Source organism: Verrucomicrobiia bacterium (assembly GCA_035946615.1).
GTDB lineage: Bacteria > Verrucomicrobiota > Verrucomicrobiia > Limisphaerales > UBA8199 > DASYZB01.
Window position 1 is genome coordinate 15,037 of sequence record DASYZB010000040.1, and the last position, 19,696, is coordinate 34,732.

Genomic DNA, 19,696 nt, shown 5'->3' on the forward strand with positions numbered 1-19,696 from the left:
GGTTGCTCAGTGGGTCTGTGCCTGGTGTGTTCTGGTCATAAGGATTCCGATGCCGTAGAATGCGCGCTTTCCTCAACTCGTCCAAATAAACAAAATGAGCACAAAGGCCATGAGCAAGACCCACCAAGAGCCGGCAAGCATTTCACGAAGAGAATTCGTCCGCCATTGCGCCCTTGGGTGCATGGTTCTGGCCTCCGCTCCCATTTTAGGATGCAGGAGCGCCGGCCCGGCCGGGACAGCGCAAGGAAACAAGCCAGGATACGGGACCATCCCGTTGGATGCCGATTGGCTTTTCGGCGGAAAATTTGACCCCACCGCCCTCGCTCCGCATTTTGATGACACGGCTTTTTCGCGGGTTTCCGTGCCGCACTGTGTCGCGCGTCTCTCCTGGGAAAAGTGGGACCCGGCAGCCTGGCAAGACCTTTGGATTTATCGGCGCCATTTCCAACTGCCGCCGGAAAACCGGGGGATGCGCACGTTCCTGCATTTCGACGGGGTGATGGTCGGGGCGACCCCAACCCTCAATGGCCATGCGCTGGCGCAACATTTGGGTGGTTATCTTCCATTTGAATGCGAAATCACCGATTCGCTCAGTCAAGGCGACAACGTGCTGGCCGTCGCCGTCGATTCGCGTTGGAGCAATGTGCCCCCGGAAGGGGCGGCGGTGGGGGCCAAGCGCGTTGACTATCTGGAAGCCGGAGGCATCTACCGCAGCGTGAGCCTGAAAGTCGTGCCCCGGATTTTCATCAGCGACGTTTTCGCAAAACCAGTCAAGGTGCTCGATGCGGATCGGCGCATCGAGGTCCTCTGTTCGCTCGACGCCGCTGCGCCCAGTCCTAAACCGGTCCAAATCCAGGTTGAGCTGCGCAATGGCGTGCGAGTTCTGGCCCTCGCTCAAGAGACAGTGAACATCGAGCTGGCCGGTCCAAAGCAGATACCGCTGACGCTTTCCAATTTGGGCAATGTCGCGCTCTGGGATGTGAACGCACCGCACCTTTACGAGGTCGTGACAAGGCTCGTTATTGACGGCAAGCCGGCGCATCAGCAGCGGACGCGCATCGGGATTCGGGACGCCCGCTTCGAACTCGACGGCTTTTTTCTGAATGGCCGCCGGTTGCAGCTCTTCGGGTTGAATCGTCATGAAATATTTCCGTACGCCGGCGGGGCGATGCCCGCGCGCGTGTTGCGCCGGGATGCTGAAATTCTGCGGCGCGATTTCAACTGCAACGTCGTACGCTGCTCGCACTATCCGCAATCGGAGGCATTCCTTGACGCGTGCGACGAGCTGGGCTTGATGGTGTGGGAGGAAGTCCCCGGCTGGGGCTATATCGGGGACGACGCGTGGAAGGAACTGCTGGTCCGTGATGTCAAGGATATGATCCTGCGGGATCGGAATCATCCGGCGATTATCATTTGGGGAACGCGCGCTAACGAATCGGCCAATGAAGTGGACCTTTATCAACGCACAAGGGCCTTGGCGAAATCGCTCGATGATTCGCGCCCCAGCTCCGGCTCGATGACTCCCGGCTCGCGCAAAAACTGGCAACAAGATTGGCACGAGGATGTATTTGCCTTTGACGACTACCATGCCGCCCGGGATGGCAGCGTCGGTATCGCCGCTCCTGTGCCTGGTGTCCCCTATATGCTGGCTGAGGCGGTGGGTCAGTTTAACTATGGCAAAGGCAAAGGCTTTGATAGCAAGTACCGCCGCGCCGGTGATGTGACGCTGCAACAACATCAGGCCCTCTGGCATGCCCAGGCCCACAGCAAGGCCGCCGCCAATCCCCGCATCTGTGGCGTCATTGCCTGGTGCGGATTTGATTACGCCAGTCTCATCAACTCCTTCAATAACGTCAAAACTCCCGGTGTCGCAGACGTATTCCGAATCCCCAAGCTGGGGGCCTCCTTTTACCTGGCGCAAATCAGCCCCGAGGTGCGTCCGGTCATCCAGCCCAATTTCTATTGGGATTTTGGCCCCCAAACCCCTCGTGGCCCTGGGAAACAAGCGGCTATCTTTTCAAATTGCCAGCATTTGGAGGTATTCCTCGACGGGCGCATCCACGTTGCGCTACAGCCGGACTCAACGAATTTCCCTCATATCCAGTATCCGCCCTTTTTCACTGATCTGGAGATGGACGGGGCCGGACACCCGGAATTGCGCATCGATGGCTATGCCTGGGGCCGGCTCATACTGTCGCGCTCGTTTTCTTCCGATCCGAGCCAGGATCAATTCATCTTCGAGGCAGACAATAAGGAGTTATCGAGTGACCTGCCGGACGCCACCCGCCTGGCGTTCAAAGTCGTGGATAAATTCGGCGGCGACCGTGCCTTCGCAACCGGGCAAGTCGCCTTTGAATTAAGCGGACCGGGAGAGTTGGTTGGGGACAACCCTTTTTCACTCGCTGATAGTGGCGGTGTAGGCGCCGTTTGGGTCCGCACCCTTCCTGGCCGTCCCGGGCGGATTACCATAAAGGCAGTCCATTCGTCTCTAGGGGCCAAATCCGTTGAGATTAACGTGGAGAACCGAGATCGAATATAAAGGGCGTCGGCTGCTACCGACGAGGGCGAGGAGGATGGCGGCAATCTATTTTTAAACGCGCTCTAAGGGAGCGTGAAATAAAACACCGCGCCTTTGTCCACTGCGGCTTCAGCCCAGATACAACCGCCGTGTTTGCGGATGATGCGCTCGACGGTGGCCAATCCTACGCCGGTCCCTTCGAATTCCTCCGCCCGGTGCAGCCGGTGAAAGACGCCGAACAGTTTATCAGCGTATTTCATGTTGAAACCGACGCCGTTGTCGCGCACGAAGATTGCCTGCTGCCCTTTGAACTCGACGGTGCCGGCCTCGATGATGGCTGGTGACCGTGGGCGGGTGTATTTGATCGAATTGCCCAGTAGATTGGCAAAGACGATCTTCATCAAACCCGGATCGCACTGGACGGTTGGGAGCGGTTGCAGCTTCCATTGTATCGAGCGGCCCTCGAGTTCGTCCTTCAGGCTGCCAACCACCTCCTGGACTAAATCGTTGAGAGGGATGAGACGCCGATTGAGCGGCTGGCGGCCAATGCGGGCGAGGTTCAACAAATCATCCACCAATTGGCTCATGTACCGGCTGCCTTGGTGGATATTGCCGATGTACCGTTGGGCCTCGGCAGGCAGAGCCGCCATAAATTCTTCATGCAGGATTTTAGCAAAAGCATCAATGTGCCGCAGGGGAGCGCGCAGATCGTGGGCGACGCTGTAGGCGAATGCCTCGAGTTCGAGATTTGCGGCAGTCAATTCAGCAGTCCGCTCCTGGACCCGGCGCTCCAGGTCCGCATTGAGTTGGCGAATCTGGTCCTCGGCTTGTTTGCGCTCGGTAATATCCCTCAGAATCACCGTATAAATCTTCTGTCCCCCGACCGCGATTTGAGAGATTGAGGCCTCGATAGGGAATTCCTCGCCGTCCGCGCGCACTCCGGACAGCGGCTGCAAATGTCCCATCGCGCGGCTGGTGGTCCCTTTTGCGCCGAATTCGCGCAGGTGCTGCCGATGCGTTTCGCGGAAAAGCGCCGGTATAAAGCGGTCCAAAGGTTGACCCAGGGCCTCGTGAGCGCTGCAGCGGAACATCCGCTCGGCAGCACTGTTGAACAAAGTAATCCGTTGCTGCTCATCAACGCTGATAATCGCGTCCATAGCCGAGCCGATAATCCCTTCCAGCCGTGCCCGGCTCTCATAAGATTCGCGCTCAGCCCGCTTCAGCTCGGTAATATCCCGAGCGATTGAGGAGACCCCGATAATTCGGCCCTGGCTCTCCCTGATGGGGGATGTAATTAAGGAAAGCTCGATTGGTGTGCCATCCTTGCGCACGCGCACCGTCTCATAGTATCGGATAGAACCCTGGCGCACTTCCTGTAGAATCCGCTCCTCCTCATCGGGGCGCTCGGGCGAAATAATCGTGGCGATAGGCCCGCCAACCATTTCCGCAGCGCTGTAGCCGAACAACCGCTCGGCCCCAGCGTTCCAACTGACAATCCGGCCCTCGAGGTCCTTGCCAATAATAGCCGCATCGGAAGACTGCACAATCGCCGCGAGAAAAGACCCGGCGGCTTCCGCCTGCGCAATGCGCTCGAGCATGTGATTGAAGGCGTCTGAAAGAGTCCCCAGTTCGTCCTCACCGCTCTTGGGAGCGCGCACGGAGAAATCGGTGCTCTCGGAAACCGCGCGGGCAGTGCTGGCCAAGGCAAGAATCGGGCCGGTGATGCGCCGCTGCAAACCGTGGGACAGCAACAGCGCCATCAACACCGACCCCGCGAAGACAGCCAAAACCATTGCTACATAAACATGGAAACGTTGATAAAATGGCCGAGGTTCGGAACTCAAGAACACCGTCCCAAGCCGGACGTTTCCTCGCATCACCGGTTCAAAAATCATAATCTCCGAATTTTGGAAACTCGATCCGGGCGTGCCGGGAGTGGCCGGGAACGAATTGGCCGGGGCCTGTCGGGGGAAGTGGGCAAGAAGCCGCCCCTGTGCGTCATAGAGCGCGGCGGCCATCAGGTGCGGGTCCACCCGCAGGGCGCCGAAGAGTTCGTCCGCCCGGCGCGCATCCTGCGATGCCAAAGCGGAAACGCTTTGTCCGGCCAGAATAGCAGCCCGCGTGGACAGGTTCGAGAGGACCATCTGGCGATGGCTGCCCGAGTCATAAATGACGAAGGCGCTCGAGCTCAACAGCAGCACACTCAGGGTGGTGAGCATGATTACCGTTGTGACCTTGCGTTTAATCGGGAGGTCCTGGAAGGCCATTATGCCTCTCGTTTCTCAGCCTATCTGCTTCCAGACTATGAGGTTGCCCCAGCCCGAAAATGTCAAGCGCCTCTTGTGGTTTACGTCTGTTGGGCCGCAAGCACGCCCGGGACCTTAAATCGAGACGCCCAAGGCTGCTGAACATACGGTTCCTGCTGAAAGATTTCCAAGTATTCCAAAGGCAATTGCCCCAGCACCCCAGCGAACTGGCCCTCCTCCTCCGGCGTGATCCGGCGAGAATAACCCAGGCTCCGGTTCTTGCGCCCGGGCAGCACAAGGTCCGGACTTGCGAGGCTGAGGCCGAAGAAATGGAACATCGCACGGATTCTCGCGGGGGCGTTCAAGTCCTTTGGAACGTGCATGGTGAAGCAGCGCTGCTGGAGCTGGTGCTCGCGCAGAAAACGCATCGCGCGGTTTTCGATCTCGATCCACTCTATCAAATACCATTCAAATAAACTCAGTGAGCGCCCTGCAAAATGCCGAAAAATCTCTTCGTTGCCGGTCAATGCCCAGACGAAATGCCGGCGGTTGTCGTCGCCTTTGTAAAAATGGAAAGGGGCATGGACCCGCCGCCGCCAGGCTTCGCGATATGCCTCGCTTTTTGCCACCTTGAGCGGGTCGCGAATCAAGTGAACTAAACGCAACTCGGGGAAGACCTCAGTGGCCGCGCGATAGGCGGATTTTAAAAAAGCGTGGCTGGATTCCAGATAAACCTTGCCCGGCAATCGTTCGATATAACGCTGTTTCTTGAGCAATAGAGCCCGAAGCCGCCCCAACTGCCCCGCAGACGCATCGTAAATGGCGCGGCCAAACAAGGTGGGATTGCCCCAATCAAAAAAAGGCTCATGCCGACACACGCAATCCCGGATGTTGTTTTGAAACAGGTGCTTCAGGTAGAGCGTCCCCGACCGGGCGCTTGTCAGAGTGAATATTATCAGTTTCACGCGCCTTCGAATGCCTTCTGGACGCAAACGACCTCCATCGGTTCGGCTATCTCAGGCTGGAACAGCGTCGTGCGCTTGCGGTCGAAAACGCTGAACCCGTAGCGGGCATAAACCGATTCCGGGCGCCGTCTTTTGTAAGAGAAAAAAGCGCCGTAACACCGCTTAACTCCGGCCTGCCGGAGCCGGTGCTCGTAAATGGTCCACAGGCGCAGACAAATACCACGCCCACGAAATCCTTTGTCCAGGTCCCAATGCAGGTGCGCGGCGTTACTGGGATGGCGGGGTTGCTCCCAGAAGCCCGTCGTGAGGAGCCATCGGATGAAGCGCCGGCTGCGCGGATGCCCCGCATAGCGGCCCGCTGCCAGGCGGAACACCATTTTGGCGGCGGTCTCAAAGCCGGAGCGCATCAGCATGAAATCAAAGTTGCGCCTGACCGCCCCGAGCAGGTAACCGATAACACGCCCATCGACCTCCGCCACCAGCGCCCATTCGGGTTCATATTCCAGATACGGTTTGGTGAACAAATCGGCGAACAGCTCCCGATCCTGAAACAGACCATCCACCGGGTTGCCCAAAAAACCGGTGTCACAGCAGAGGCGGCGGATAGCCGGACGGTCTGAATCCAGATAGGGCCGGATGCGGGCTTTGGCTTCCAGGCAAACGGGATGATGATTGATAGCGAACTCGTCGAGGAATCCAACCGCTTTGTGTGTTCCTCTTTTTTCTCCATTTACCGACCGCAGCAACATGCTCATGAGCCCCTACCCTTTCGTCCATTTGCCCAACGGCCCTCAAGGCCCTAACCAATGTTGCCCCAAACATCGCTCATCCGGCTGGATTCTCCAAATGATAAAACGGTTGCCGACAGGAGGGGATTGACCTACTTTGCTCCCGTCCAGTGCGCGAGTAGCTCAATTGGATAGAGCGTCGGCCTCCGGAGCCGAAGGTTGTGGGTTCAACCCCCGCCTCGCGTACCATACGCTCTTGCGCGCTGGGTCGTTGGGGAACGGAACGATTAGAATTTCCTTACGGGCCACACGGACAACTATCGGGAGCATCCATGAACGATTTTGATACAGAAACACTTAAAGGCATCGCCAACCAGTTGCGCATCCATTCCATTGCCGCTACCACTGCTGCCGGCAGCGGCCATCCCACCTCCTGCTGCTCCGCAGCCGATGTCGTCGCCGCACTGTTCTTCGGCCACATGCGTTACAACCCCAAGGACACCCATTATTACAACAACGATCGATTTATCCTTTCCAAAGGCCACGCCGCTCCCCTGCTCTACGCCGCCTGGGCCGAGACCGGTTTGTTTCCAACCGAAGAGCTGCTGAAGCTGCGGACATTGGGCAGCGACTTGGAGGGGCACCCTACGCCGCGCCTGCCCTTCGTGGATGTGGCTACCGGCTCACTGGGCCAGGGTTTGAGTGTGGGCGTGGGCATGGCTCTTTGCGCCCGATTGGACGGCCTGGACTACCGCACATACGTGCTGCTGGGCGATGGAGAATGCTCTGAAGGCTCAGTTTGGGAAGCCGCCGCCCTCGCCGGATTAAATCAGCTCAACAATCTGATCGCCGTTGTCGATGTGAATCGCCTCGGCCAGAGCGATCCGGCTCCTTTGGGCCATAACCTCGATGCTTTCAAACGCCGCTTTGAGGCCTTTGGCTGGCGAACCGAAGAAATCGATGGGCATGACATGGAGGAAATCCTTGAGGTCCTCGCCGCTGTCGGCCTGGGCAACCAGCCGCTGGTCATTTTGGCAAAAACCCTCAAGGGCGCCGGCATCTCTTTTATTCAAGACAAAGAAGGCTGGCACGGCAAAGCCCTTTCCAAAGAGGAGGCCGCCCAGGCGATTGCCGAGCTGCAGCCAACCGCAAAATCCGGGATCGGCCTGCCAATCACCCCTCCCAGCCCTTTGCCGCCTCCCAGAAACGACGCGCCGGCAAGCTATCCGTCAGCCAGTTATAACCTCGGCGATATGGTTGCCACGCGGGAAGCATTCGGCAACGCCTTGCTCCGAATCGGGACTGCCGACCAGCGAGTGGTCGCTTTGGATGGAGATACGAAAAACTCCACCCATTCTGATAAGTTTTTCAAGAAATTTCCCCATCGCTCGACGGAATGCTTTATCGCCGAGCAGAACATGGTCGGCGTGGCAACCGGCTTTGGCACCCGCGGCAAGGTGCCATTTGCCTCGACCTTCGCCACCTTTTTCACCCGCGCCTTCGATCAAATCCGCGTGGCCGGCATCTCTCGAGCGAATCTCAAATTAGTCGGGTCCCATGTCGGGGTGAGCATCGGCGAGGATGGTCCTTCCCAAATGGGACTGGAAGATATCGCCATGATGCGCGCGGTAGCCGGCAGCACTGTCCTGTACCCCAGCGACGCCGTCAGCACCGAGAAGCTCATGGACCAAATGGCCAGCCAACGCGGGATTTTCTTCCTGCGCACCTCGCGCCCAAAAACGGCGGTGCTCTATAAAAACGAAGAATCCTTTCCCATTGGCGGCGCCAAAGTGTTGCGGCAGCAAACTAATGACAAAGTCACCGTCGTGGCTGCGGGAGTCACTTTATACGAGGCCTTAAAAGCCGCCGATGCTTTGAAAGCCCAAGGGGTGGGCATCACCGTGATTGACGCTTATAGCATTAAACCCTTAGGACGCGACACAATCCTGACTGCTGCGCAGAAGACCAACAATCTGGTGGTGACGGTTGAAGACCATTACGCCGAGGGCGGTCTTGGTGATGCCGTCGCCGGAGAACTCAGCTCCGCCGGCGTGAAGGTGCATAAACTGGCTGTATTCGAGCTGCCGCGTTCGGGCAAAGCCGAGGAGTTGCTGGCCAAGTATGGCTTGGACTCGGAGGCTATAATCCGGAAAGTCAATTCGCTCTGAACTCAGGGGGCAGGAATCGCCGCCCCAGGGGCATACGGTCCGAGAGCTACATCGTTGGGCAACGTCGCTTCTGCAGGTGTCCCCACAGGATTGGGCACATAGGTTTCCTGCATTACATCCGCAATGCCGCCGCCTCGCAGATATAAATTCAAAACCTGGACGTTGTCCACGCTCGCCCCGGTCGGCATTTTATTCTCGATTGCCCATTGGTCTTTGGCCTCTTCCAGTGTCCGTAGATTGCGGTAGATGGTATTCAGGCGGGCCGTGTCGTGCGCATGCACCACGCTGGGTATGGCCAGGGCGGCCAGCAGCCCAATCACGGCCGCGACGATCATGATTTCGAGCAGGGTAAAACCGGAATTTGCCGCGGAGCGGTACGTCATTTTCATACTTCCTGGCTGCAGAAAAGCAGTTCATGGGCCAACTTCTCCCAATTGACTCCCGATGCCTGGGTTGCAACGCTTTCCAAAAAAGAATAGGCCGTGTCATGAGGTCAATGCCTGCAAAACCTCTCTTCCTCGGACCTCCTTTGGGAAATGCCCCACACCAACCCTCGGGTCTTTCCCTAAAGAAGCGGCGCGCCTGGGGTTCATCCCAACGCTGCATGAGTTAAATGCCCGGTCCGACTTTGCTGCGCCAGCGTCCGCGCCGCCTCTATATCTTGCTCTTACTCTTACGCTTACTCCCGCTCTTGCTCCTGCTCCCACTCGCCCTCCGACGGGGACGTTACCGGCGCCAGATCATCAGCCCTGCTCAGATTCTGGACACATCGACTGTCTGGATTTGACACAGCCCAAAGGAGAGGACATGCCGGCCATTTGCAAGATACGTTTTTATACTTCCCAAACCTGCCGGTACTCCGGAACGATGACCTCAGCCTTGGGTTTTATCGAGCGCAGTGTTTCACCGAGCGTCAGGGCTTGCGGTTCTTCCCCGTGAATCACGGCAATCCCCTTTATGTCCCCGCCGGTGGCCTCGACGTAGCGGCGCAGTTCGTTCTTATCAGCATGCCCCGAGAAAGAATCGAGTGAAGCAATCCGGGCCCGCACGGGGTAGGGTTCGCCGAAAATGTTCACCGGGTTTTGATGCGAGAGAATCTGCGCGCCCAGGGTGTGCTCGGCGCAATAGCCGATGAACAGTACGAGGTTGGCAGGATTGCCGATGTTATTGGCCAAGTGATGCCGGATACGCCCAGCCTCGGCCATGCCCGAGGCGCTTATGATAATCGCAGAGTCGTGCAGGTCGTTGAGCTTCATCGAATGGGCCACCTCCCGGATGTACGTCAGGTTCTCCATCCCAAACGGATTCTCTTTTTCCCGCAGAAACTTATAGATGGTCGCATTGAAGCATTCCGGATGCAGCCGATAAACCTCGGTGGCATTGACGCTCAGCGGGCTGTCCACAAAAATCGGAACTCGGGGAAGCTGCCCCGCAAGAGTGAGTTGATGGAGCGTATAGACAATCTGTTGGGTGCGCCCCACCGAAAACGAGGGGATGATGACCTTGCCCTTAGCTTCCAGCGTTTGGCGCACAAGCCGGCCCACCTCGTCATTAGCATGGGCTTTGGGCGCGTGCTCCCGCGCCCCGTAGGTGCTCTCGACCTGCAAGTAGTCCACCCCCTCCACTGCCTCCGGGTCCCGTAAAATATCATCTCCGCCGCGCCCGACATCCCCACTGAACAGGTAGCGAAACCGCCGCCCGTTGTCCTCGATGTCCAATACCACCTGCGCAGAGCCCAGGATATGCCCCGCATCGCGAAACGTGACCGTCGTACCCTCCATCACGGCAAATGGCCGATCGTAATTAAAAGCAACAAATTGCCGCACAGCTTTCTCGGCGTCGGTGGTGCTATAGAGCGGTTCGACCAGCGGCAAGCCGTGTTTGGCTCGCTTCTTCGAAACAAAAGCGGCATCATCCCGTTGGATTTGAGCGGAGTCTTCCAGCATAATGCTGGCCAGGTCGCGAGTGGCAAACGTGCAGTGGATGTCCCCCTCAAAACCCTGCCGGCACAAGTTGGGAAGGTTTCCGCAATGATCAATATGGGCATGACTCAGCACAACGTGGTGAATCGATTTTGGGTCAAACGGGAAGTTGCGATTGCGCTCCATCGACTCCCCCCGCCGGCCCTGGAACAGCCCGCATTCGAGCAACAGCCGTTTCCCATTGATCTCAAACAGGTACATCGACCCTGTCGTTGTGCGCGTTGCCCCAAAAAAGTGAACTCGCATGGCCCGAGCATGGGCGACCCCCGCATAAACGTCCAGAGTCGAATCCGTGGCGCTCGGACGGCGCGCAAGTCAGCACATGACCGCCGCGCAAAGGGTAGCGGAACTATCGGGCGATTGTCCAATCGTCCGATAGTTCCTGCTGGATCTGGCTCTCCAGTCCACTTCCCCCTTTTCGCCTATTTCGTGGCATAGCAGCCAGGCAATACCGGCAAGATACAGACCCCGGAAACTGCTCACCAGGACGTCAGCGCGGGGACCAGTTGGCTGGCTACCGGCGAACCCAGCCCAGTGACAAAATCGTAACCTGGGATCGCGAAATCGTCCGGGTCGCCGCCATTGCTGCCCGAGATTATATCGTTCAAGAGTCCCGTATCCACACTGGGCGGAGTGGTGCCCGTCGGGGCCAGCGAATAGATGGCGGAGTTGGCAGAACTGAGGCTCGATGCACGCCCCGAGTTGACCAGCGCTATTAAGGCAGCCCATTGCGGGGTGCCCACGCTGGTGCCATAGACCTGAATCCATCCGCCATAATAGGGCGTAACGTAAACCGAGACACCCGGGCTAGGACCGCCCTGGTAACAGACATCCGGCGCCGAGCGCATGTTGCCAGTGGTATATTGCTGCCAGCCGCTCTGAAAAGCGGGCATGGTTTCGTAGAGACTGATGCCACCGCCACTACCAGACCAGGCGGTTTCAGACCAGGTCCCATTATAATTGGTCAATTGGGTGCCGCCCACCGCAACCACGTACGGCGAAGCCGACGGATAGAAAACCCCGCTGCTGATCTCGCCGGAGTCCATCGAGGCAGCCAGGAACGTGACCCCAGGATGATTGAAATGCGCGTCATCACTTGCCTCACCGCTGAATTCGCCTCTGCCCCAGCTCATTGAGACGATGTTGGCGCCATTGCTCACCGCATAATCCACAGCGCCGTACAGGTTCGCCATAGTGTTATCGTAAGAGATAACGAGCATGATCTTCGCCCTTGGCGCGATAGCATGCGCCCATTGGATGTCTAACGCGGTTTCCCGCGCCCAATCCGTACTGACACTACCCTGCCCCTGCGGATACGCCACTGTGAGGCCATTGGTCGCCAGGCCGAACTGGTTGCAGAAAGTTGTCCAGTCGCCTTCTGTGGCGTCGAAGTAGTTTGTGGTGTAAGTGGTCTTGGTTTTGTGGTGGACGGTGACCGTATTGGTGGTAATGGTTGAGTAGCGGTCACCAAAGGCATCGATGATGGCAATGGTTTGACCTGTTCCATCCAGCGAAAGCTGGTCGAATCCGTAGGCCTGCCGGATTTGGTCCGGGGTAAAGCCTGTCGGCGAAGTCGTGGCCGCCGGTTGCGATCGAGCCACTTTCACATGACTCGCCGGATGGGCATAGCCCGGGGCTATTTGCTGCCCGGCCAAGCTATTCTGTGCGGTGGTCATTTGAGCCAACAAGGCGGCCACCGCCAGAGCGGCGCCGGTTCGGAACGGAGATATGGTTTTCATGGCCGAATCATTGTGCGCACAGCCTGGAATTTGTCTGTACGCAATCTTGCGTATTTTTTCTCATTGTGGTAAGAAGAAGCGATTATCCGAAGGCGGCCTCCCGCCGCCAAAGTGCGTATGATGCGACTCTCTTGCCGGGATTTGGAAGCGTGCTCGCGCGCTGTGAGCGCCCTATATGCCGAAGCGTCCACCCCCGAGGACTTTCCCCGGCGAGCCCTCACCACTTTATCGGAGCTCGTCCCGGTGGAACATCTCACGTTCAATGAAATCGGTCTCGAGGCGCGGATATCGGTGGCGCAATTTGTCCCCGAACGCCCCGACGCCCGGCGGTTGCTCCCCCAATTGAGGGCCTATTTCCATACCCATCCTCTCACCAGCCATATGTTCAAAACGTCGCCGCATAGGATTGTGGACGTGGCGAGTTCTCTGCAGTTCCGCGAAACGCCCGTCTTTCGGGAATATTACCGGCATATTCATGTGACGAGCCAGATGACCTTCGCGTTGGAGGAGGAAGGGGGCAAACAGCCGCGCGCCGTGATTGCTCTGAATCGGCAGGGGCGGTGTTTTTCCTCGCGAGACAAGGGGGTTGCGGCCTTTTTGTCGCCGCACGTTAGCCAGGCTTACCACAATGCGCGCGCGCGAGCCGAATGGACCGCCGACCTCGCGCAAATTGGCGAAGGTCTGGCTGCGATAGAACGCGCGGTCATCTTCGCCATCGCTGATGGAAGAATGATTTGGTTGAGCACTCTGGCGAGAGAATGGCTCCTTGAACTTTTCCCCGAAAGTTTGAATTCGGTCATGCGCCTGCCGCCGCCGCTTTTAAACAGGCTGTCCCTAAGGGAGTCGAGGCGGGACAAGCCACAGTCGTGCTTTGAAGCGCACCTCTCTATTTCTCCTGCGCAGCAACTGACCGCGCGCTTTATCGAAACGTCTCCAGGAAAATTCGTGATCGTGCTCGACCGCGAGCGCGCGGTGATTGGAAAGACTCTGGTCAATTCACTGGGGCTGACCCAGCGCGAGGGGGAGATTTTGTTTTGGATTTCGGAGGCGAAAGCGGATCGAGAGATCGCAGCTATTCTGGGCATCAGCCCCCGCACCGTTCACAAGCACGTCGAGCATTTATTCGCTAAACTCGCGGTTGCCAATCGGGCGGCGGCGCAGCGAGTGGGTAGGGACCTGCGCCGGCTCTGAGCTTTCCCAGCGATGCCTTTTGCAACGAGCCAAATCCGAGGTCCGTGCGACGCTTTTCCCGGGATGGTGAGCGGCAAGAAGCCCGTCACCCCGGACTTCGATGGCGTTGAGATTCACTATGAACCGCACGGGACAGGGCAGGTCCCGTTGATGTTTCTCCATGGCTGGGGCGGCAACTGCCGCACCTGGGACCCGATCTTACCCAAATTGGATGCCGCGCAATTTCGATCTATTTGTGTGGATTTGCGCGGGCACGGGCAGTCCGGCCAACCGGCCGTCGGTTACACATGGACGGATTTTACTCAGGATGTGTTGGCTGTTGCTGACCGCGAGCGGCTATCGCGATTTGTTCCGGTTGGCTTCAGCATGGGCGGGAAGCTGGCGTGCCATCTGGCCGCGCTTCATCCAGAACGAATTCCGGCGCAGGTATTGGTTTCCTCAGCCGGGCCCGGGTTGGTTCCGATCGAGCGCGAGGCGGGTTTGCAAATCTGCCGCGCGGCGAATGACCGAAACAAAAACAAGCTGTTTTTTGGGAATTGGTTTGGCCCTCGAGCGGCTAAGGCAGTCGTGGATGCTTATTGCGACACCATCGCCGCGACCCCGGTGGATGTGTTGATGGCCACCGCGGAAATGACTTTGTGGACATCCATTGAGCGGGTGGTTGGAAACCTCCCGTTGCCCACCTTATTGGTGATGGGTAGGAGCGACCCCGTTTACGGGGAGGCGTATCAGCGCGCGAGCGTGTTGCCGTATTTAGCCAACGCCCAGACCGCCTCCGTGGCTTCTGGGCATTTCATTCCATTGGAATGCCCGGCCATTCTGGCAAAACTCCTCAATGAGCATGTGCCGACAATGATACCTGGAAGCGCCCGTTGCGGAGATGGAATGCATCGTTGAATTGAGGTTCAGGTCAACGGCGGCGATCGGGTATTGCTGCAGTTCACGGGCGGTGCGGGCTAGCGCGGGATTTTTGAGGCGGGGCATTAGCAGCAGAGTTTTCCTGTGGCTGGGCGACGACGAGTGAATACACGGCCGGTGCTTCTCGGTGTTGCTGTCGCGGCCACGTGGCGGAAACCTCAAAAGCCGTTGAAACGGGTCAACGCTCCCTCGCCCCGAGGATCACCCGGCTGAAGCCGGGTGTTAATGAGAGAACTGAATGACCAAAATTTGAGATGCTCACCAGATGCAAAGGCCATGGAAATTTCCGTGACAGCGTTCAAGAAGGAGCCTTATATTCTCGGGGAGCATGGGACGTCGCGCCCGATCCAAAAGCCCCGCCAGCGCAAAACGCTGGGCGAGACGGCTGTCTGCCCGGATTGAGAAGATTCTCGCGGCCCATCCTTCTGCAGACCGTGATAATGTCCGCCACACTCTTATTTTGCTCGAGCAACCCCCTTTGGAACGGTTGCAAAGGAGTCTGATCCGTGGCCGCACCTCTGCCATTTACAGAAAGTGAAATTCGCCTGCTTGGCAATTTGCTCAAGCACAAAGTCCGTTTTATGATTGTGGGCCTTTCGGCCGCTACACTGCAGGGCGCGCCGGTCGTTACGCAGGACATCGATCTTTGGTTCGAGAAGCTTGGAGATGAAACAATCTCCCTCGCCTTGCGAGAAATCGGAGCCGCCTATGTGCCGCCGTCGATCAACAATCCGCCTATGCTCGCGGGCGCTGGTTCGGAGCTGTTCGACATCGTGATCCGAATGGACGGTTTGGGAACATTTGCCGACGAAATCAAACACTGCGTTGAAATCCCGCTTGGCCGCCAAAAGCTCAAGGTGCTTGGGCTTGACCGAATTCTTGCCAGCAAACTGGCTGCGAATCGGCCCAAGGATAAGCTGACGATCCCGATTCTGCGCGACGCACTGGCGGCGACCCAGACCCGGATGCGGCGCAAAAAGAAACAATGAATAGACGTGGCCGGACGGGCGCTATCACGTGATGGCTCGGGGGAACGAGCGCAAGGCCATTTACCGTGACGACTCTGACCGCGCCCATTTCCTGGGGTTGCTCTGCGAAGCAACCGAACGCTTCGGAATACGAATCCATGCGTATGTGCTGATGGACAATCACTTTCACCTGATGGCGGAAGCGCCGGAGGCCAACCTCAGCCGGGCCATACAGTGGCTGAACGTCAGCCACAGTGTCTGGTTTAACCGCAGGCGCCAAAGAGTGGGACACCTTTTCCAGGGTCGGTTCAATGCTGTGGTGGTGCAAGACAACCTCGGGTGGCAAGAAGTGGCCCGTTACGTCCACTTCAATCCTGTCCGTATAGCTGGCCTGGGCCTCAACAAACGGCAGCAAGCGGCCGCCCGCCTCGGCGCCATTCGAGCCCCGCACCCTGAGTTGGTGGCAGAACGGTTCCGGCAATTGCGCGAGTTTCGCTGGAGTTCGTATCGGGCTTACGCGGGGTACGGCGCCGGTGTCGGCTGGCTCTAGTGCCAGCCTGTGGAGCGACTTTGCGGCGGCAGGGGGAGCCGGAGCGACGCGCGGCCTTCCGAAAGTACACCGAACAAGCGGTCCGTCAGGGCACAGTCGAGCGGCCATGGGACCGCCTGGTGGCGGGCCTGGTGCTGGGAACCGAAGCCTTCGCCCGGAGTTTGAGTCGGGAGGTTCGCGGCAACCGGCGGGAGCAGCTTGCAGTGCGAAAGCTTGCCGCGCGTGCCGATTGGGCGCAAATTGTGAGTGCAGTGCAATATCTCAAAGGTGAAACCTGGGATCAGTTTGCCCAACGCCATGGTGATTGGGGCCGGGACGCGGCGCTGTGGCTGGGCCGCAAACGGGGAGGCCTGAGCCTGGCTGAACTGGGCAAGCTGGCGGGACGTCGTCTAGAAAAATGTCCTCGTCCCGGTCCCACGACTCATGACGTGGTTAATAGCACCCGCGCATTCCACCCGCAGCTTGCGTGGCATCACGCCTTACATGAGTCTTCCTCACGCCGATGTCAATAGATTAAAGATGAACTTTTCTATGGTTTACAACTCTTTGGCAGTTGGATGGCAGGATTTCCTCTCGATTCATGCCTCGACAATTTTGCGAGCACCGCATTGTCCTACAATTTCTACGGACAGGATTCCTGGTGCATCTCGGGATGCCATGATTTGACCCGATGGTGGTAGAGCCGCTTTTAAAACACCCTCTTGACCCTATGAGTACAAATACCTTAAATCTGGCTTATAAATTTATAGCGATTTCACTTATGTTACAGGCTGCCAACCTTGTGGCCACAAAGTCAGGCTTTTCGTTGCGACACCCGCTGGCATATGGGGACATCCGTCCAGGGAGTCACTTCCTGCCGCTCACCGTGCCAAGGCCGGACGGCAGTTTTGCCACGAACTTTACAGGAAGCCTAGTCTCAGATAAGTTCTTTTTCGGGTACTTCTGGGGCCAGCCAGCGAACTTTTTTGGGTATGGGAGTTTCACCCCAATTCCGAGAAATCTATAAAAGAGCACAACGCGAAAATTGCCAAGCTGCCCTGTCTGATTGATGCCAATGGGGCGCATCAACTCGCAGTGGAAAAACTGCGGTCCATTGGCGTAAACACAAGTATTCTCGAGAAAAACTGCCCCGTCGAAATCGTTCAACGGCATTACGATCCTAACGGCGAAGGCAAAAGCGTAATGTTGCCTGTGTTCAGAGTCGAGTGGCGGTCCCCCTCCAGCGCTGAACCGGGGTCGCGTGCGCGCGTTACTGCAAGTGCTGCGGTCTTTGGCGCAACGCGTCAGTTAATAGAGTACCACGTGATGGACAAGAGCCTTTTCCTGGGTCCCCCATTGGCCATTGTCGATCCTGAAAAGCTGTTAATGATTTCAGACCGGGAGTTTGAGACGTTAACTGATGTTGGTCGTAGCAACATGCTCCTCCTGCACTCGGTTCGACTTCCCACCCAAGGTGGGATATCGAATGCCGCAACCTCCGCAAGCCCTTGAAATCCTGATTTTAGGTGAATTTGCGCTTGCCACTTTATCCGGGGGGTAAAAACCTTCACCCAAACTATCGCATCGCATCTGGCTTGTTTCTCAATATCGTTATTGGCTTCTTCACGTCACAACCTCATTCGTATGGCGGTGAAGCGCTGAAAGGGTTACTCGCCGTTGTTCTCCCCTGTTGCGCAGTGATCACCCTGGCGCCTGTGGTTGTGCTCGGAAATCGACTACACCGGCTTATTGCGATTGGGCTTTTATTCGGCCCCATGTTTCTACTCGGATGTGGTATACTCGGTGCCTTATTGGGTGCAAATCATGGTGCTGGATGATTCGATGGTTTGGCCAGAAATCATTATATCTGTATTAAAGACCCTTGCAACTCAGCGGCCACTGTCCCGGGGCTGTTGCCTAAAGTCTAAAGTCCGGGTCTCGACAAGACCCACGATGCACTCAAAATCAGAATCGAAAGTGAACACCGAACTGCCACTCCCATTGCCAACCCCTCTCCAACCGTCCATCTGACCAAATCTGACTAAATCTGAGTAATTTTTTCACCCAGATGAACCCCGATACCCACATCCCCACTTGAAACCCCGGTCTCCTCGCCTGAACCGCTAACCTCAAACCTCCCACTCCCTTCGCCTACCGCGGCAACGGCAAAGTCGCCAGACTCCCCACCCATCCGCGACACCATCTCCAACTGGATGCTCGATGGCCTCTCCTACCCCAACATCATCCAGCGCCTCGGCGACCAGGGCAAAAACCTCACACCCGACAACCTTTCCCCTTGGAAAAAGCGAGGCCACCAGGACTGGCTCCTCGAACAGGCTTGGCTCGCCCAAACCCGCGCCCACCAGGAACCCGCTGTCGGCCTCGCCACCGACTTCGACGCCACCTAGGTCATACCCGGCGGAGCCAAAAGCAAATTCCTTTAAATTCCTTTCAATTCAGCGGGATATGGTATCGCTGAGCCATCCGGCAGCAGCAAATCCTGCGACGACGCATCAATGTCATGCCGGAGTGCCAATGGTGCCGGGTTGCTGAGCGGAATGGTTAAGCAGCTACGAACTCGCAGGGTCACCATGACCCGGCGGAATTTTAAAACAGGCCTTGTACGAACTGCGGGTGCTGTTCCAATCTTTGCAAGGTCGCTTTCGAGAGGGGAAGCTGTCGATAGGCCGCGTCCCACATGGGCTCGGCGCTGGTCGAGCGCCGAGCCCGCTGCAGCCAACGCCGCTCCAAAGGTTCTTTGATCAGGTCCAATGTGTTGCTGGCCATGGTGGTTTCCTCCTTCTCGCCCGTCGGGTGCCCAATACCAACAAAAAAGCCTGCCAGCAGGAGGGTAACCCGGAGCAGCGTACTGCGCGAGTAGGTGGGCAAGACACACGGACGTTTGGGATCGAGCAATTTGAAAACATTTGCAAACAGCGGCTGAGTCCACATCGCCGGATTCTTGGCAGGCGAAAAGGCATCGAACAGGATGACATGCGGCTTGGGAAAAGTCTCTGCTGCCGGCTGTGCGATGAGGCTTGGGAAATCAGCCAGGTGCAGGGTCCAGTTCACGGCCAGCGCGCCGTGGCGGAATGAAACGTGTTTATCGCGTAGAAGTTGCCGCAGACCAGCCTCGTAACCAACGAGGTACTCGAGAACCCCGGTATGTTCCAGGGCAAATTGGATCGCCTCGAGCGTGTGATCGAAGCTGACGATGCGAATGGCGGCTGGAACATCACGCGCCGCGCGCAACAGCGTTACCGCATTGGCTGCGGCTCCCAGCCCAACATCCCACACGACAAACTCTCCGGTGTGACACCGCAACCATTCCAAAAGCTCGAGTTGGCGCACATAAAGCGCCTCGGCTTCCGCCACCGGACCCACCCCCGGATGAAAGGTCTCGCCGTGTTCGAGCGAGTGGACGCTATGGGCGCCACTGGTGAGTTTAACGATTCGATAGCCGCTCGACGAAGACACGTGACCCGGACTGTTGATGCGCCTCGGATTATTGCCTCTCGTATTCCCCTTTGCTCACTCGTTTGAGCACCGTAAAGCCGGCTTTTTTGGCGTCGGAAATCGAGGCTGTTTTGGGTGAATTGAATGAGGACAGGACCTTGCGCACCGGCTTCTTGCAAGCCGGGCAATGGGTCAATGGCGCAGCGGACAAGGGCCGGCGCAGGGTGAATTTTCCGCCGCACACGGCGCAGTCGCCTTCGCACAATTCGTACTCGTATAAGGGCATAG

16 protein-coding genes and 1 tRNA gene are annotated in these 19,696 nt (G+C 57.6%); 9 read left to right on the forward strand and 8 right to left on the reverse strand.

Features of this window, described 5'->3' with window-relative positions:
* The first annotated feature begins 94 nt into the window (after positions 1-94).
* A complete protein-coding gene (locus VG146_06430; protein ID HEV2391984.1) occupies positions 95-2,539 on the forward strand; it encodes a glycoside hydrolase family 2 TIM barrel-domain containing protein in 2,445 nt (814 codons plus the stop codon).
* A 62-nt stretch (positions 2,540-2,601) separates the two neighbouring features.
* On the opposite strand, the gene VG146_06435 is transcribed toward VG146_06430, so the two are convergent.
* The 3 genes from VG146_06435 to VG146_06445 all read right to left on the reverse strand — a co-directional run bounded on the left by VG146_06435 (position 2,602) and on the right by VG146_06445 (position 6,484).
* Positions 2,602-4,785, reverse strand: coding sequence for a PAS domain S-box protein (locus VG146_06435; protein ID HEV2391985.1), 2,184 nt, complete (start codon positions 4,783-4,785; stop codon positions 2,602-2,604).
* Positions 4,786-4,865: 80 nt separating this feature from the next.
* Positions 4,866-5,729 (reverse strand): hypothetical protein, encoded by an 864-nt coding sequence (locus tag VG146_06440; GenBank protein ID HEV2391986.1) that lies wholly within the window; start codon positions 5,727-5,729, stop codon positions 4,866-4,868.
* Positions 5,726-6,484, reverse strand: coding sequence for a hypothetical protein (locus VG146_06445; GenBank protein HEV2391987.1), 759 nt, complete (start codon positions 6,482-6,484; stop codon positions 5,726-5,728). The genes VG146_06440 and VG146_06445 overlap by 4 nt, the downstream gene beginning before the upstream one ends.
* Before the next feature lie 145 nt (positions 6,485-6,629).
* On the opposite strand from VG146_06445, the gene VG146_06450 reads away from it, so the two are divergent.
* Both VG146_06450 and VG146_06455 read left to right on the forward strand, forming a co-directional pair.
* Positions 6,630-6,706, forward strand: a tRNA-Arg gene (locus VG146_06450).
* A gap of 83 nt (positions 6,707-6,789) precedes the next feature.
* Positions 6,790-8,625: a transketolase gene (locus tag VG146_06455; protein HEV2391988.1), complete on the forward strand. Its 1,836-nt coding sequence runs from the start codon at positions 6,790-6,792 to the stop codon at positions 8,623-8,625.
* Between the two features lie 2 nt (positions 8,626-8,627).
* Here the strand turns inward: VG146_06455 and VG146_06460 are convergent, their stop codons facing one another.
* The 3 genes from VG146_06460 to VG146_06470 form a co-directional block, all read right to left on the reverse strand.
* Positions 8,628-9,008 carry a prepilin-type N-terminal cleavage/methylation domain-containing protein gene (locus tag VG146_06460; protein HEV2391989.1) on the reverse strand — a complete coding sequence of 127 codons (381 nt, stop codon included), beginning with the start codon at positions 9,006-9,008 and terminating at the stop codon, positions 8,628-8,630.
* Between the two features lie 450 nt (positions 9,009-9,458).
* Positions 9,459-10,853 (reverse strand): MBL fold metallo-hydrolase, encoded by a 1,395-nt coding sequence (locus VG146_06465; GenBank protein ID HEV2391990.1) that lies wholly within the window; start codon positions 10,851-10,853, stop codon positions 9,459-9,461.
* A gap of 233 nt (positions 10,854-11,086) precedes the next feature.
* Positions 11,087-12,346 carry a S53 family peptidase gene (locus VG146_06470; GenBank protein HEV2391991.1) on the reverse strand — a complete coding sequence of 420 codons (1,260 nt, stop codon included), beginning with the start codon at positions 12,344-12,346 and terminating at the stop codon, positions 11,087-11,089.
* Positions 12,347-12,463: 117 nt separating this feature from the next.
* Here VG146_06470 and VG146_06475 point away from each other — a divergent pair, with 117 nt between their 5' ends.
* From VG146_06475 to VG146_06500, 6 genes are all read left to right on the forward strand, one after another.
* On the forward strand, positions 12,464-13,537 hold the full coding sequence (locus VG146_06475) for a LuxR C-terminal-related transcriptional regulator (GenBank protein HEV2391992.1): 1,074 nt from the start codon (positions 12,464-12,466) through the stop codon (positions 13,535-13,537).
* A gap of 12 nt (positions 13,538-13,549) precedes the next feature.
* On the forward strand, positions 13,550-14,434 hold the full coding sequence (locus VG146_06480) for an alpha/beta hydrolase (protein ID HEV2391993.1): 885 nt from the start codon (positions 13,550-13,552) through the stop codon (positions 14,432-14,434).
* A gap of 527 nt (positions 14,435-14,961) precedes the next feature.
* Positions 14,962-15,444 (forward strand): hypothetical protein, encoded by a 483-nt coding sequence (locus VG146_06485; GenBank protein ID HEV2391994.1) that lies wholly within the window; start codon positions 14,962-14,964, stop codon positions 15,442-15,444.
* A gap of 31 nt (positions 15,445-15,475) precedes the next feature.
* The gene (locus tag VG146_06490) at positions 15,476-15,973 is read left to right on the forward strand and encodes a transposase (protein ID HEV2391995.1); all 498 of its coding nucleotides are present in this window, start codon (positions 15,476-15,478) and stop codon (positions 15,971-15,973) included.
* Between the two features lie 20 nt (positions 15,974-15,993).
* Positions 15,994-16,485, forward strand: coding sequence for a hypothetical protein (locus tag VG146_06495; GenBank protein HEV2391996.1), 492 nt, complete (start codon positions 15,994-15,996; stop codon positions 16,483-16,485).
* Between the two features lie 1,680 nt (positions 16,486-18,165).
* Positions 18,166-18,360 (forward strand): hypothetical protein, encoded by a 195-nt coding sequence (locus VG146_06500; GenBank protein HEV2391997.1) that lies wholly within the window; start codon positions 18,166-18,168, stop codon positions 18,358-18,360.
* A gap of 199 nt (positions 18,361-18,559) precedes the next feature.
* Here VG146_06500 and VG146_06505 read toward each other — a convergent pair whose 3' ends face one another.
* The gene (locus tag VG146_06505; protein HEV2391998.1) at positions 18,560-19,429 is read right to left on the reverse strand and encodes an MnmC family methyltransferase; all 870 of its coding nucleotides are present in this window, start codon (positions 19,427-19,429) and stop codon (positions 18,560-18,562) included.
* 28 nt (positions 19,430-19,457) lie between these two features.
* Positions 19,458-19,694: a zinc ribbon domain-containing protein gene (locus VG146_06510; GenBank protein HEV2391999.1), complete on the reverse strand. Its 237-nt coding sequence runs from the start codon at positions 19,692-19,694 to the stop codon at positions 19,458-19,460.
* Between the last annotated feature and the right edge of the window lie 2 nt (positions 19,695-19,696).

Coding starts and splice junctions, on each gene's coding strand:
- VG146_06430 (HEV2391984.1), top strand. CDS start 95: ATGAGCACAAAGGCCATGAGCAAGACCCACCAAGAGCCGGCAAGCATT.
- VG146_06435 (HEV2391985.1), bottom strand. CDS start 4,785: ATGGCCTTCCAGGACCTCCCGATTAAACGCAAGGTCACAACGGTAATC.
- VG146_06445 (HEV2391987.1), bottom strand. CDS start 6,484: ATGAGCATGTTGCTGCGGTCGGTAAATGGAGAAAAAAGAGGAACACAC.
- VG146_06455 (HEV2391988.1), top strand. CDS start 6,790: ATGAACGATTTTGATACAGAAACACTTAAAGGCATCGCCAACCAGTTG.
- VG146_06460 (HEV2391989.1), bottom strand. CDS start 9,008: ATGACGTACCGCTCCGCGGCAAATTCCGGTTTTACCCTGCTCGAAATC.
- VG146_06465 (HEV2391990.1), bottom strand. CDS start 10,853: ATGCGAGTTCACTTTTTTGGGGCAACGCGCACAACGACAGGGTCGATG.
- VG146_06470 (HEV2391991.1), bottom strand. CDS start 12,346: ATGAAAACCATATCTCCGTTCCGAACCGGCGCCGCTCTGGCGGTGGCC.
- VG146_06475 (HEV2391992.1), top strand. CDS start 12,464: ATGATGCGACTCTCTTGCCGGGATTTGGAAGCGTGCTCGCGCGCTGTG.
- VG146_06480 (HEV2391993.1), top strand. CDS start 13,550: ATGCCTTTTGCAACGAGCCAAATCCGAGGTCCGTGCGACGCTTTTCCC.
- VG146_06490 (HEV2391995.1), top strand. CDS start 15,476: ATGGCTCGGGGGAACGAGCGCAAGGCCATTTACCGTGACGACTCTGAC.
- VG146_06500 (HEV2391997.1), top strand. CDS start 18,166: ATGCTCGATGGCCTCTCCTACCCCAACATCATCCAGCGCCTCGGCGAC.
- VG146_06510 (HEV2391999.1), bottom strand. CDS start 19,694: ATGCCCTTATACGAGTACGAATTGTGCGAAGGCGACTGCGCCGTGTGC.